This window comes from Halorubrum xinjiangense (assembly GCF_900102375.1).
In the GTDB taxonomy this organism is placed as follows: domain Archaea; phylum Halobacteriota; class Halobacteria; order Halobacteriales; family Haloferacaceae; genus Halorubrum; species Halorubrum xinjiangense.
On sequence record NZ_FNBO01000001.1, the window covers coordinates 92,609 to 105,388 of the forward strand.

15 protein-coding genes are annotated in these 12,780 nt (G+C 67.0%); 2 read left to right on the forward strand and 13 right to left on the reverse strand.

Features of this window, described 5'->3' with window-relative positions:
• Window positions 1-8: 8 nt before the first annotated feature.
• Window positions 9-287 (forward strand): signal recognition particle subunit SRP19, encoded by a 279-nt coding sequence (gene srp19 / locus F3H13_RS00405; RefSeq protein ID WP_004596410.1) that lies wholly within the window; start codon window positions 9-11, stop codon window positions 285-287.
• Window positions 288-289: 2 nt separating this feature from the next.
• A complete protein-coding gene (locus F3H13_RS00410) occupies window positions 290-520 on the forward strand; it encodes an H/ACA ribonucleoprotein complex subunit GAR1 (protein WP_149797105.1) in 231 nt (76 codons plus the stop codon).
• Window positions 521-532: 12 nt separating this feature from the next.
• Here F3H13_RS00410 and F3H13_RS00415 read toward each other — a convergent pair whose 3' ends face one another.
• From F3H13_RS00415 to purE, 13 genes are all read right to left on the reverse strand, one after another.
• The gene (locus tag F3H13_RS00415) at window positions 533-829 is read right to left on the reverse strand and encodes a hypothetical protein (protein WP_149797106.1); all 297 of its coding nucleotides are present in this window, start codon (window positions 827-829) and stop codon (window positions 533-535) included.
• A gap of 139 nt (window positions 830-968) precedes the next feature.
• Window positions 969-2,474 carry an NADH-quinone oxidoreductase subunit N gene (locus F3H13_RS00420; RefSeq protein WP_149797107.1) on the reverse strand — a complete coding sequence of 502 codons (1,506 nt, stop codon included), beginning with the start codon at window positions 2,472-2,474 and terminating at the stop codon, window positions 969-971.
• Window positions 2,467-3,981 carry a complex I subunit 4 family protein gene (locus F3H13_RS00425; protein ID WP_149797519.1) on the reverse strand — a complete coding sequence of 505 codons (1,515 nt, stop codon included), beginning with the start codon at window positions 3,979-3,981 and terminating at the stop codon, window positions 2,467-2,469. Before F3H13_RS00425 ends, F3H13_RS00420 begins: the two co-directional genes overlap by 8 nt.
• A gap of 14 nt (window positions 3,982-3,995) precedes the next feature.
• A complete protein-coding gene (nuoL, locus tag F3H13_RS00430) occupies window positions 3,996-6,044 on the reverse strand; it encodes an NADH-quinone oxidoreductase subunit L (protein WP_149797108.1) in 2,049 nt (682 codons plus the stop codon).
• A 1-nt stretch (window position 6,045) separates the two neighbouring features.
• Complete coding sequence (nuoK, locus tag F3H13_RS00435) at window positions 6,046-6,366, reverse strand: NADH-quinone oxidoreductase subunit NuoK (RefSeq protein WP_149797109.1); 321 nt, start codon at window positions 6,364-6,366, stop codon at window positions 6,046-6,048.
• Window positions 6,363-6,722 (reverse strand): hypothetical protein, encoded by a 360-nt coding sequence (locus tag F3H13_RS00440; RefSeq protein ID WP_149797110.1) that lies wholly within the window; start codon window positions 6,720-6,722, stop codon window positions 6,363-6,365. Before F3H13_RS00440 ends, nuoK begins: the two co-directional genes overlap by 4 nt.
• A complete protein-coding gene (locus tag F3H13_RS00445) occupies window positions 6,719-6,985 on the reverse strand; it encodes an NADH-quinone oxidoreductase subunit J (RefSeq protein WP_017342604.1) in 267 nt (88 codons plus the stop codon). Before F3H13_RS00445 ends, F3H13_RS00440 begins: the two co-directional genes overlap by 4 nt.
• Window positions 6,986-7,034: 49 nt before the next feature.
• The gene (locus F3H13_RS00450; RefSeq protein WP_006113010.1) at window positions 7,035-7,496 is read right to left on the reverse strand and encodes a NuoI/complex I 23 kDa subunit family protein; all 462 of its coding nucleotides are present in this window, start codon (window positions 7,494-7,496) and stop codon (window positions 7,035-7,037) included.
• Window position 7,497: 1 nt separating this feature from the next.
• Window positions 7,498-8,571 (reverse strand): complex I subunit 1/NuoH family protein, encoded by a 1,074-nt coding sequence (locus tag F3H13_RS00455; RefSeq protein ID WP_149797111.1) that lies wholly within the window; start codon window positions 8,569-8,571, stop codon window positions 7,498-7,500.
• A complete protein-coding gene (locus F3H13_RS00460; protein ID WP_149797112.1) occupies window positions 8,571-10,235 on the reverse strand; it encodes an NADH-quinone oxidoreductase subunit D in 1,665 nt (554 codons plus the stop codon). Before F3H13_RS00460 ends, F3H13_RS00455 begins: the two co-directional genes overlap by 1 nt.
• Window positions 10,232-10,930, reverse strand: a complete 699-nt coding sequence (locus F3H13_RS00465) for an NADH-quinone oxidoreductase subunit B (RefSeq protein ID WP_006113007.1) — start codon at window positions 10,928-10,930, stop codon at window positions 10,232-10,234. The genes F3H13_RS00460 and F3H13_RS00465 overlap by 4 nt, the downstream gene beginning before the upstream one ends.
• On the reverse strand, window positions 10,930-11,346 hold the full coding sequence (locus tag F3H13_RS00470; protein WP_004596397.1) for an NADH-quinone oxidoreductase subunit A: 417 nt from the start codon (window positions 11,344-11,346) through the stop codon (window positions 10,930-10,932). Before F3H13_RS00470 ends, F3H13_RS00465 begins: the two co-directional genes overlap by 1 nt.
• A gap of 634 nt (window positions 11,347-11,980) precedes the next feature.
• The gene (gene purE / locus F3H13_RS00475; protein ID WP_149797113.1) at window positions 11,981-12,589 is read right to left on the reverse strand and encodes a 5-(carboxyamino)imidazole ribonucleotide mutase; all 609 of its coding nucleotides are present in this window, start codon (window positions 12,587-12,589) and stop codon (window positions 11,981-11,983) included.
• Window positions 12,590-12,780 lie beyond the last annotated feature (191 nt).

The following is a 12,780-nucleotide window of genomic DNA, read 5'->3' on the forward strand; positions in this document are numbered from 1 at the left end:
TATCCGGTATGGTCGAGAACGTCGTCTACCCCGCCTACTTCGACGCCGAGCTGTCGCGCTCGGAGGGACGCCGCGTCCCGACGGATCTGGCGGTCGAAGCGCCGACCGTCGACGAGATCGCCAAGGCCGTCCAGCAGGTCGGCTACGACGCCGTCGTCGAGCGTGACGCAACGTACTCCCGGGAGTTCGAACCCCGCGGCTCCGTCGTGGTCAAGGGCACCGAAGACACCGCGAAAAACGACCTCGTCCAGGCGATCGCCGCGTACCTCGGCGTGCTGCGGGAGTAACCGTGCGGCGCGTCGGCACCGTCGTCCGGACCGCCGGGGGGCTCGCGATCGCTCGCGGCGACCCCGGCGCGGACCCGCCGCGTATCGGCGCGAGCGTCGTCGACGAGTCGCTCTCGACGGTGGGCCGCGTCGTCGACGTGTTCGGCCCCGTCGATCACCCCTACGTGGCCGTCACGCCCGGCGACGGCGTCGGACTCCCCGATCTCGTCGGCGGAAAGCTGTACGCGCGGTAGCGTCGCCCGCCGTCACTCCGCCGCGACCGCGTCGGCGGCGTCGGTCACGTCGAAGTCGGCGAGCGTCTTCTCCGTCCGCGCGAGCCGCTCGGCGACGATCAGTTTCTCCCGTCGCTCCAGCCGCTCCCAGTCGAGTTCGGCCGGCGGCGACGCCTCCAACGCCTCGAACCGGTCGACGACCGACTGGTTGGCGAACCGCTCGAACGAGTCGCAGTTCGGGCAGGTCCGCGAGAGGTGCGACGTGTCGAACGCCCGCGTGACGACCTCCTCGAGGCAGCTCAGACACCGATAGGTGTGGGTCCGGGACACGAGTAGATGGAGGGCCCGAACGAATGAGTATCTGTGGTCGGCGGGACGGGGTTCGTCGAGCAAAACCGAGCGCCCGCGGAGAAATCGTCGGCGGCGCGACCGACAGCGAAACCGAAGATCGACCGGCGGAACGCGCCGGTCAGAACAGCGCGGAGGCCGCCGCCTCGGCCGTCTCGATGACGGGCCCGAAGCCGGGTAAGAGTAGCACCGTCGCGACCGCCGCGAAGACGACCGCGGCGTACAGCGCCGTCGGCCGCACGTCGATCGTGTCGAGCGCGCTCGGCGACGCGGGGTCGTCTAAGAACAGCGCCTTCACCACCCGGCTGTAGTAGTACAGCGAGACGACGCTGTTCACCGCGCCGAGGCCGGCGAGCCACAGGAAGCCGTTGTCGATCGCCGCCTGGAACAGGAAGTACTTCGAGAAGAACCCGGCGAACGGCGGGAGCCCCGCGAGCGAGAACATGAACACGGCCATCGCGACGGAGGCGACCGGCGCGCGCCGCCAGAGCCCCGCGTAGTCCGCGAAGGTCTTGCCGACGCCCCACCGCTCCGCCATCGCGACGAAGAGGAACGCGCCGGTGTTCATGAACCCGTAGACGAGCAGGTGCGCCATCGCGGCGCCCATGACGGTGCCGTTGGCGGGCCCGTCGACGGTGAGCGCGGCGACGCCGATGAGCGCGTACCCCGCGTGGCCGATAGAGGAGTACGCGAGCATCCGCTTGACCTCTTCTTGAACCGCGGCCGCGAAGTTCCCGAGCGTCATCGTGACGGCCGCGAGGACCGCGAAGGCGAACATCCAGTCGATGTTCGCCGACGCCGCCAGCTCCAGCGGGAACGCCTCGGTGAACACGCGGAACGCCACGACGAACCCGGCGGCCTTCGAGGCCGACGAGAGGAACGCGCTCACCGGCGCGGGCGCGCCCTCGTACGCCTCCGGCGCCCAGAAGTGGAACGGGACGGAGGCCGTCTTGAACGCGACGCCGCCGATCATCATCACGACGCCGACGCCGAGCACGCCGGCGAGCCCCTCGACGGGCGCCGACGCGATGTCGGCGAGGATGAGCGACCCGGTGGCGGCGTACACGAGCGAGATCCCGAACAGGAAGATGGCCGACGAGAGCGCGCCGACGAGGAAGTACTTCAGCCCCGCCTCCACGCTCCCGCGGTTGTGCTTGAGGTACGCGACGAGCACGTACGACGGCAGCGACACCATCTCTAAGGCGACGAACACGACCGCGAGCGAGTTCGCGACCGCGAGCAGCGCCATGCCGGTCGCGGCGAACGTCACCAGCGAGTAGAACGCCGCCGGGTTGGCGTGGTCGTGGAAGTAGTCGTTGGCCGCGACGACGACGAGCGCCGTCACGGACGCGAAGATGGCGGTGAAGAACAGCGCCATCGTGTCCACCTTGATCGCGTCGGCGAACAGCGTGATCGCGCCGCCGGTGTCGACGCTGCCGGTCCCCGAGGCGACGAACCAGACCGTCGCCGCGAGGGAGGCGAGCGCGCCGAGCGCGCTCACGGCCGCCATCGAGGTGTTCGACCGCTCGTCGGGGCTGATGGTGTCGACCAGCAGCAGCGCGAGCCCGGTGAACCCGAGCAGCAGCACCGGGAGCAGCGCCGCGACCTGCGGAAGCGCGTTAACCATCGACCGTCACCCCCTCGACGACCGGCAGGGCAGCGTCACGGATCATCTCGAAGAAGATGTCGGGCGCGACGCCCAGCACGATGATCGCCACCAGCAGCACCGCGAGCGGGGCGACGTCGTGGAACGCCGCGGGCCCGACGTCGTAGTCGGTCTCCAGTTCGAACGGCCCGAACAGCGTGCTCTGCATCGCCGACAGCAGGTAGCCGGCGACGATGACGATACCGAACATCGCGAGCGCCGTGAACACCGGGGCGTACGGGAGCGCCGGTGCGGACAGCGAGCCGACGAAGATGAAGAACTCGCCCGCGAAGCCGGCCATCAGCGGCAGTCCCATGTAGCCGAAGGCGCCGGCGACGAGGATGCCCACGGTAATCGGCATCCGGTCGGCCATGCCGGCCATATCGTCCACCATCCGGGTGTGGGTGACGTTGTAGATGACGCCGACCGCCATGAACATCAGCCCCGAGATGAGGCCGTGCGCGACCATCTGGAACGTCGCGCCGCCGACCCCGTACTCGGTGAAGACGATGAGCCCGAGGATGACGTAGCCCATCGACGAGACGGACGAGTAGGCAACGATCCGCTTGAGGTCTTTCTGTGCCAGCGCCAGCATCGCGCCGTAGATGACGCTGATGACGGCTATCGCCGCTATCGGGACCGCGAGCATCGACGCCTGCTCGGGCAGCATCGTGAAGTTGAACCGGAGCAGCGCGTACGTCCCCATCTTCAGGAGGACGCCCGCCAGGAGCACCGACGCCGGCGTCGGCGCCTGAACGTGAGCGTCCGGCAGCCACGTGTGGAACGGCACGATCGGGACCTTCACCGCGAATCCGAGGAACATCGCGAGGAACGCCACCATCGCGATCCGGTCCGGCGGGATGCCGAACCACGCGCTCAGATCGCCCGTCGCGATCGCCTGCGCGATCTCCGGCAGGGCGAACGACGACACCGAGTCGCCGAGCGCGAACACGAGGCTCATGAAGCCGATGAACATCAAAAGCGACGCCGCGTTCGTGTAGACGAAGAACTTGATCGCGGCGTACTTGCGGCGCGGACCGCCCCAGATCCCGATAAGGAAGTACATCGGGACCAGCACCGCCTCCCAGAAGACGAACCAGAGGAAGAAGTCGAGCGCGGCGAACACGCCGAGCAGGTTCGCCTCCATGAACAGCATGAGCCCGTAGAACTGGCTCTGTCTCGTGTCGACGGGCGTCCACGCGCTGAGGATCGCCAACGGCACGAGGAACGTCGTGAGCACGAACAGCGGGAGGCTGATCCCGTCGAGCCCGACGAACCACGAGACGCTGCGACCGCCCACTTCGAGCCACTCGATCTGCGTCGCGTACGCGATCTCGCCGCCGAGCAGCGCGTTACCGCCGGCCTCAAAGCCGGACCACAGGTAGAGGCTGCCGACGAACGGGATCAGGCTGACCACGAACGCCAGTCGGCCGGCCCACTCGTCTGGCGCGAGGAACACCGTCAGCGCACCGACGAACGCGGCCGCCATGAGCGCTTCGAGTATCACAGGAACCACCCCCCGGTCGCGCCGAGCACGAGCAGCAGCGCGACGAGTCCGAAGGTGAGCAGCGCGGCGTACTGCGAGACGACCCCCGACTGGAGCTTCCGGATCCGGCCGCTGCCGGTCAGGCTCACCGAGGAGACGCCGTTCACGACGCCGTCGATGATCCCTTGGTCGAAGGTATTCGCGCCGCCCGCGACGTCTTCCGTCCGATACGCGAGCCAGACCTGCAGTTCGTCGAGGTAGTAGTTGTTGTACAGCACGTCTTTGACCCCGCCGAGTTTGGCGGTGTGTTCCGTCGGCGACGCCACGTTGTAGAGCCGCCAGGCGAGTCCGAGTCCGAGCAGCGCGAGGCCGAGCGAGACGGCGGCGCCGACGAGGACGGTTCCGACTTCACCGCCGACGAGGTACGCACTGCTGTACGGGCCGATGTCGGCGTAGTGGTGTGAGGAGAGCCCCTCGATGCCGCCCCACTCGTTGTCGAGCCAGCGGTGGAGCAGGTCGATCCCCTCGAGTCCGAGCACCTTCTGGACCGGCACCATGTTGATGAGGCCGGTGACGACCGCGAGCGACCCGAGGACCGTCAGCGGTCCCTTCACGTTCCAGCGAACGGGTTCGGGGTCGCGGGCGGTGTCGCTGCGGGGCTCGCCGTGGAAGGTCAAGAACACCATCCGGAAGGTGTAGAAGGCGGTGACGGGCACCGCGAGCAGCCCCATCAGGTAGCCGCCGAGCAGCAGCGGGTCGTTGAGGCCGTGGACGAGCGCCTCGTAGAGGATCTCGTCTTTCGACCAGAAGCCGGCAAACGGGAAGATGCCCGCGAGCGCCAGCGAGCCGGCGAGGAACGTGTAGTAGGTGACGGGCATCCGCGATTTGAGCCCGCCCATGTCCCACATGTCCTCGTTGTGGTGCATCGCGATGATGACCGACCCGGCGCCGAGGAACAGCAGCGCCTTGAAGAACGCGTGGGTGGTCAGGTGGAAGACCGCGGCCACGTACCCGCCCGCGCCGAGCGCGAGCATCATGTACCCGTACTGCGAGATGGTGGAGTACGCGAGCACCTGCTTCAGCTCGTCTTTTACGAGCCCCATCGTCGCCGCGAACAGCGCCGTGAAGCCGCCGATGAAGGCGATGACCGCCATCGTCGTCGGCGTCAGCACGTAGAAGCCGTACATCCGAGCGACGAGGTAGACGCCGGCCGCGACCATCGTCGCGGCGTGGATGAGCGCGGAGACGGGCGTCGGGCCCTCCATCGCGTCGGGGAGCCACGTGTGAAGCGGGAACTGCGCGGACTTGCCGACGACGCCGCCTAAGACGAGCAGGCCGACGACTGTCAGCCACGTCCCGAGGTCGAGGCCGCCGGGCGTCCACGCGACCGAGCCGGAGCCGTTGAGCGCCGCGTCGGCGAGCGCCGGGAACGACTCTGGGCCGGCGAACTGCGCCGTGCCGAAGGTGGCGAACACCGCGACGACGCCGACGAGGAAGAAGTAGTCGCCGAAGCGGGTGACGAGGAACGCCTTCTTCGCCGCCGACGGCGGGCCCGGCTCCCGGAAGTGGAAGCCGATGAGCAGGTACGAGCAGAGCCCGACCAGCTCGAAGAACATGAACGCCATCAGCAGGTTGTCGGCGACGACGAAGCCGAGCATCGACGCCGTGAAGAGACCGAGGCCGGCGTAGTAGCGCGGTAGACCTGTTTCGCCCTCGTCGTTCATGTAGCCGAGCGAGAACACGTGGACCAAAAGCGCAACGAGCGTCACGATGACGAGCATGAGCGCCGACAGCGGGTCGATCAGGACGCCGAACGTGAGTTCGATGTCGGTCGGCCCGATCCCCGCGCCGCCCTCGCCCGCCCAGTAGTACAGCGTCTCATTGTACGCCCGTCCGCCCGCGACGGCGGCGGCCACCCAGATCGACAGCAGGAACGACCCCGCCGTGGCCGCGATGCCGCCGAAGGCGCCGCCCTTGGGGAGGTACTTCCCCGCGCCGAGCGCGACGAGGAACGAGAAGAACGGAAGGAGTACGATCGCCGGAACGTATGCGAATGCGTTCACCATCTTACCACCTCATCTCCGCGGGAACAGTCACGTCAGTCGTGCCGAAGTTGCGGTATAACACGAGTATGATGCCAATGCCGATGGCGACCTCGGCGGCGGCGAGCGCGATGACGAACAGCGCGAACACCTGCCCCGTGAGGTCGCTGTAGTACCACGCGAACGCGACGAAGTTGATGTTGGCCGCGTTCATCATGAGCTCGACGCTCATGAGGAAGTACAGCGCGCTCCGCCGCGTTAACACGCCGAACAGCCCGATACAGAACACCGCCGACGCCAACAGCAGGTACCACGACGGCGGGATCGAGGACGCGATGCCGGTCACCGGCGGTCACCCCCGTCGCGTCCGCCGTCGGTGAACGCCTGCCCGAGCGCGGAGACGACCGTGTCGTCCTCCTCGCGCTTCGCCAGGTAGACGGCGCCGTCGACCGCGACGTCGAGCGCGACCGCGGCGATCAGGAAGGCCGCGAGGAACCCCTCGGACGGCACCGAGCCGAGCTCGTACTCGGCGAGGTTGAAGAGGGCGTACCCGATGTTGTGGACGATCGAGGCGTCCGCCGGGAAACCGACCTCCTCGAAGCCGAACGTCGCCGCGTTGACCGTCGCGGCCAACACCGCGAACAGCCCGCCCACGGCGATCGCGGGTGCGATCTTGGAGCCGCGGCTCTCGTCGTTGCTCACGCGCTACTCACCTCCGTTTCCGAATCCGATCGCGTGAGCATCACGGCGAACGTGACCAAGATGAGGACCCCGCCGACGTAGACGAGGATCTGCATGGCGGCGATGAACTCCGCCCGCAGCATCACGTAGTGCACCGCGACGCTCGTGAGGGCTCCGCCCAGAAGCAGCGCGGCGTGGAACACGTCGCGCGCCAGGACGACCCCGAGGGCGAACGCCAGCGTGACCGCGGCGAACAGCCCGAACGCGATGGTAGCATAAACCATTGTGTTTGTCTCCTATGAGAACCCCTTTGAAGATTTCGAGACGTGCCCGCTACTGGTAGTCGACCTCGCCGTCGCCCTCCCCGATCCACGCGCCGCGATCGGGGTTGCGGGACTCCAGCGGGTCGATTCCCTTGTACCACGGGACGTTCTTGAGCTGTTCTTTGTTGAACACGAAGTCGTCTTTCGTGTCGGCGGTGAACTCGAAGTTCTGCGTCAGCAGGATGGCGTCGACGGGACAGACCTCCTCGCAGAGCCGGCAGTAGATGCACTGCCCGATGTGGAGGTTGTACTGCTCGCCGTTGCGCTGGTCGTCCTGAACGATCTGAATCGTGTCGTTCGGACAGACGTTCTCGCACTGCCGGCACCAGATACACCGCTCCTGGCTGAACTTGTGGACCCCGCGGAACCGCGGGCTCACCTCGGGCGCGTCCTCGGGGTATTCCACCGTGAACGTCGTCCCGTCCAGCGCGTGTTTCATCGTCGTCGCCATGGATTTCATAAGTCCGATCATATCAGGCGATCACCCCCACGATTACGGCCGTGAGCACCAGGTTCGCGAACGACAGCACCAGCATTCCCTTCCAGCCGATCTCGATCAGCTGGTCGATACGGACGCGCGGCAGCGCCGCGCGGGCCCACTGCGTGAACAGGAAGAAGCCCCAGATCTTCACCACGAACCAGACGAAGCCGATGCTCTCCGGGCCGGGCCCGGAGGCGCCGCCGAGGAACGTCACGGCGAGGATCGCCCCGCCGAGGAAGATGTGGACGAACTCCCCGAGGTAGAAGAGGACGAAGTACGCGGAGGAGTACTCCGTCTGGTACCCGCCGACGATCTCCGTCGGCGCCTCGGGGATGTCGAACGGGTTCCGCCCGATCTCGGCCATGTTCGCGGTGAGGAACAGCACGAACGCGAACGGGTTCACGAGCGCGTACCACGACGGGATCGAGACCCCGGCGATCGTGACGAGCGTCTCCGTCTGCGCGCCGACGATGCCGCTCATCTGGAGCGTGCCGGCGAAGATCACGACCGACATCGCCGTGACGATGAGCGGGATCTCGTACGCGAGGTTCTGCGCGACCGCGCGGAGGCCGCCGAGCAGCGAGTACTTGTTGTTCGACGCGTAGCCGGCCATCACCAGCGAGACCGACGCGATCGACGCGAACGCGAACACCAGCGCGAACCCGACTTCGGGGTCCGCGAGGTGGAGGTTGATCGGGCCGAGCTGCCCCATCGGGATGACGGAGAAGCCGAGAAGCGCCGACGCCGGCAGGAGGATCGGCGCGATATCCCACGAGGGCCGATCGACGCCCTCGGGGATGATGAGCTCCTTCGCGAGGAGCTGGACCGCGGCCGCCGGGATGATTAACAGTCCGTAGGGGCCGATCCGGTCGACCGCGATCCGGTCGGTGAACGCGGCCGTGATCTTCCGTTTCGCCCACGGGCCCGCGACGCCCGTGAACGCGAGGATGATGTTTCCGACGACGAACGCGGCGACGAGCGAGGCCGCGACCTCGCCGATGACGCTATCGAGGCCGAGCGTGTCGACGATGAACTCGGGGAACAGCTGCGCGGGCGCCGTACCCATCAGCGGTCCACCTCCCCGAGGACGATGTCGAGGCTACCGAGCGCGGCGATAACGTCGGGGATGTACTCCCCGTTCGCCATCTCCGGTAGCGTCTGAAGGTTCGAGAAGCACGGCGAGCGGATCTTGAACCGAGCCGGCTTGTCCGTCCCGTCGGCGCGGATGTAGATGCCGAGCTCGCCTTTGGCGCCCTCGACGGCGCGGTAGATCTCCGTGTCGTCGTCCGGGCGCAGCGTGCGCGGCACGTTCGCCTGAATCGTCCGCTCGTCTTCGGGCCAGTCCTCGAGCAGGTCGACGCACTGCTCGATGATCTTCGCGGACTCTTCGACCTCGCGCATGCGAACGAGGAGGCGGCTGAAGTTGTCACAGCCCTCCTCGGTGACGACGTCCCAGTCGAGCTCGTCGTAGTAGCCGTACGGGTCGTCGCGGCGCAGGTCGTAGTCGACGCCCGACGCGCGGGCGACGGGACCGGTCGCGCCGTAGTTCTTCGCGACCTCCGGCGGGAGGACTCCCGTGTCGATCGTCCGCATCTGGAACACCTCGTTCGAGGTGATCAGGTTGTGGTACTCCTCGATAGACCCCGGGAGCTGGTCGAGGAAGTCGCGGGTGTTCGAGAAGAACTCCTCACGGGGCTCGGGCAGGTCCCAGACGACCCCGCCGAGCCGGAAGTAGTTGAACATCAGCCGCTGGCCTGTCAGATCCTCTAAGAGGTTCTGGACGCGCTCGCGGTCGTTGATGGCGTACATGAACGTCGCCGTGAAGTCGCCGTTGATGTCGAGCGCGAACGTCGCGAGCGCGAGCATGTGCGCGGCGATCCGGCACATCTCCGCGCCCATCGTGCGGATGACCTGCGCGTACTCGGGGACCTCGATGTCGGCGAGGTCCTCGGCCGCGCGGGCGTACGCCCACTCGTTGAGCAGCCCCGCCGAGATGTAGTCCCAGCGGTCCGGGTACGGCATGATCTGGTGGCGGTACGTCCCGGACTGCGCCATCTGCTCCTCGCTGCGGTGGAGGTAGCCGATGTCGGGCTCGACGTCGGCGACCTGCTCGCCGTCGAGGACCGTTTTCAGGTGGAGGACGCCGTGGGTCGCCGGGTGGTGCGGTCCGATGTTGAGGAACATCGTGTCGGACTCGGCGTCCTTGTGGTGGTCCTCCAGCGGGTTCGCGTGCTCCGGCAGCGTCGCGATCTGCGGCCGGTCCTTGTCGTAGTCCATCGACAGGGGGTGGCCCTGCCACGTCTCCGGCAGCAGGATCCGGCGCAGGTCGGGGTGGCCGTCGTACTCGATCCCGATCAGGTCGTACGCCTCGCGCTCGTGCCAGTCGGCCGTGCGGAAGACGGGTTCCGCCGACTCGGAGACCGGATCGTCCTTGTCGGCGGGGACGACGATGCTGACCTCTTGGGTCGGGTCGTCGTACTTCTTCAGGTGGTAGATCGACTCGTAGCGGTTCTCGTACTCCTGAGCGGAGACGACCGAGAGGTGGTCGTACCCCGCCTGCTCTTTCAGGGTCCGAAGCGTTTCCTGAACGGTGTCCGGGCGGATGACGAAGCCGGGCGCGTTCAGATGGTCGTCGCGGTCGACGACGAGGTCACCGAGCAGCGCCTCCAGCTCGTCGGGGGTGCGCTCGATCGCCGCGTCGTCGACGCTGTCTGGTCGTTCGAGGCTCATGGGGAATCAGCGAAGTTGTACCGCATGACGAGCTCGTCGTCGTCTATCTGGTCTGCCAGCTTGTCGACGAGTTCGTCGCGTTCGAGGTCCGAGAACTCCTCCAGCTCGTACGGCTTGACGGTGACGGGCGCGGCCTCGCCGTTGGCGACGCGCTCTTGCAGCTTCACGACGCCGTACACGAGCGCCTCGGGACGAGGCGGGCAGCCCGGGACGTGGATGTCGATCGGGATGACCTCCTCGGCGCCCTTGATCACGTTGTACCCCTCCTGGAACGGGCCGCCGGAGATGGTACACGAGCCCATGCCGACGACGAACTTCGGCTCGGGCATCTGGTCGTAGACGCGCTTCATCCGCGGGGCGAACTTCGAGACGATCGTCCCGGGGACGATCATCACGTCGGCCTGTCGCGGCGACGCGCGGGGGACGCCCGACCCGAAGCGGTCGAGGTCGTGTTTCACCGCGTAGGTGTGCATCATCTCGATGCTGCAGCAGGCGATGCCGAACTGCAGCATGAACATCGAGGAGCCCCGACACCAGTTCAGGAACTTGTCGAACTTGGTGAGGATGAACGGCGAGGAGCCGAACGCCTCCCGGAGCCGGGAGTTGAACCGGTCCCCCTGCCCGGTCATCCGGGCGTCTCGGGTCTCGGTTACGACCTGCGATTCGTCGGTGATAAACGGTTGATCGCTGCTCATTAGTTGATGTCCTCCGTCGTCTTTCTGCTGGTCGCGCGGGGGCTGCGAGCCCAGCTGATCGCCCCCGACCGCCACGCCCAGACGAGTCCGACCGCGAGGATCCCGACGAACGCCAACATCGGCCACAGCAGGTCGGCCATCGGCACGCCGGCCTGAACGGCCGGACGGTAGATGACCGCCCACGGGAACAGCAACACGGTCTCGATGTCGAACACGACGAACAACAGCGCGACCATGTAGTACTGGATGTTGAACCGGATCCGCGTCCCGCCCGTCGGGGTCTCGCCGGACTCGTAGGTGGTACTTTTACCGGTCTCAGGCACGCTCGGACGGAGCAGCGCCGACACTGTCATCATCGCTATCGGGATGAGCAGGCCGACGACCGCCAAGGCGCCAATCGCTATCCAATCGCTCATATAGGTCTCCGTAACGTGCTGGCGTTTGGACCGCCCCCTCATAAGCGTTGAGTCTTGTGCGTCCCCGGGCGTGCGGGCCGGTATCGACCGTTCGCGGTCGAAGCGCCCGCCAACCGTGCGAGAGCCTTCGATCCGGATCGGCGTGCGAATCGACGGAAGCGCAGCGACTCGACGGCGGACGAGCCGATCTCCATTTATAAGTGAACACCGTGCGGTGGCGCGTGCCTCCGAGCGTCCGAAGGACGCGAGGAGCACGCGCGAGGGAGTCGGTGGTCCGGAGCAACGCGGAGGACCACCGACGAGGCTGGGGAGGTGTGAGGTGCGGGGCTGTGCGGTGCGGGGTGGGACTCAAAGGGGCAGTCGCGAGGACGAAGCACGGCGACGGAAGCACCGCAGCGAGTGAGCGGAGCGAACGAGCGAGGAGCGCACCGAGCCGCGCGAGTCCTCGCGGCTGGGGCTTTGGCGGCGTTTGCCGTTGATCTGTTGAGGACTACTTATAAACGAGCGGCTGGGGCTTTGGCGGCGTTTGCCGTCGATACGTCAGCGGTTATTTATAAGCAAGCGACCGGGATTTGGAAGGGTTCACCGCGCCGCAGACACCTCCCGTACGCGTTTATAAATCCGAGAGTCACCTTCACCGATCGCGGAACTCGTCGATGCCGAGGTCGTGGAGGGCCGCGGAGACGTCCGCGACGCCCGCCTTCTGCTCGTCGTGGAACTCGACCAGCCGCTCTTCGATCTCGTCGTGTTCACGCGCGAGTACCTGCGCCGCCGACAGCGCGGCGTTGTACGACTTCCCGGCGTCGACGGCGACGATGGGCGCGCCCGTCGGCATCCCGATGACGGAGTCGACCGACTTCTCTTGGACCGGCACGCCGATCACGGGCACCGGGTAGGCGACGGAGGCGGTCATGTTCGGCAGGTCGGCGGATTTCCCGCCCGCGCCCGCGATGATAACATCTAGCCCGCGGTCGGTCGCGGTCTCCCCGTATGCGTACATCAGCTCCGGCGTGCGGTGCGCGGAGACGACGTAGCTCTCGTAGGTGAACCGCGCGTCCGGCGCCTCCTCGAAGTCGGTCTGCTCCGCGAAGCCGAGGGCGTCGAGCGCCTCGTAGGCGTCCTCCATGACGGGGAGGTCCGAGTCGGAGCCCATGATGATCCCCACGTCCGGGGTGGTCGCCGGGTCCGCGTCGGCCGCCGCCTCAGCTTCGAGCCGCTCGATCAGGTCGTCCACCGTGGTCATAGACGGGCGTTCGGCGGAAGGCGGTAAGGAAGTGCCGGATGCGGCGACTACGCATATCAGTTGGTAGCCGCGGTTGCTGCCGTGGTCGACACCGCCGAAGCCCCAGCCGCTCGCTTATAAATGTCTGTTCGCAGATCGGCGGTGAACACCGCCAAAGCCCCAGCCGGGAAGCGGGCGCACGCTCGCTGTGC

What these genes read in the sequence shown, in the direction of transcription:
- F3H13_RS00450 (WP_006113010.1), bottom strand. Translation starts at nt 7,496, where the DNA reads ATGATCGGACTTATGAAATCCATGGCGACGACGATGAAACACGCGCTG.
- F3H13_RS00425 (WP_149797519.1), bottom strand. Translation starts at nt 3,981, where the DNA reads ATGGCGGCCGCGTTCGTCGGTGCGCTGACGGTGTTCCTCGCGCCAGAC.
- srp19 (WP_004596410.1), top strand. Translation starts at nt 9, where the DNA reads ATGGTCGAGAACGTCGTCTACCCCGCCTACTTCGACGCCGAGCTGTCG.
- F3H13_RS00420 (WP_149797107.1), bottom strand. Translation starts at nt 2,474, where the DNA reads ATGGTTAACGCGCTTCCGCAGGTCGCGGCGCTGCTCCCGGTGCTGCTG.
- F3H13_RS00470 (WP_004596397.1), bottom strand. Translation starts at nt 11,346, where the DNA reads ATGAGCGATTGGATAGCGATTGGCGCCTTGGCGGTCGTCGGCCTGCTC.
- purE (WP_149797113.1), bottom strand. Translation starts at nt 12,589, where the DNA reads ATGACCACGGTGGACGACCTGATCGAGCGGCTCGAAGCTGAGGCGGCG.
- F3H13_RS00460 (WP_149797112.1), bottom strand. Translation starts at nt 10,235, where the DNA reads ATGAGCCTCGAACGACCAGACAGCGTCGACGACGCGGCGATCGAGCGC.
- F3H13_RS00465 (WP_006113007.1), bottom strand. Translation starts at nt 10,930, where the DNA reads ATGAGCAGCGATCAACCGTTTATCACCGACGAATCGCAGGTCGTAACC.
- F3H13_RS00445 (WP_017342604.1), bottom strand. Translation starts at nt 6,985, where the DNA reads ATGGTTTATGCTACCATCGCGTTCGGGCTGTTCGCCGCGGTCACGCTG.
- nuoL (WP_149797108.1), bottom strand. Translation starts at nt 6,044, where the DNA reads ATGGTGAACGCATTCGCATACGTTCCGGCGATCGTACTCCTTCCGTTC.
- F3H13_RS00455 (WP_149797111.1), bottom strand. Translation starts at nt 8,571, where the DNA reads ATGGGTACGGCGCCCGCGCAGCTGTTCCCCGAGTTCATCGTCGACACG.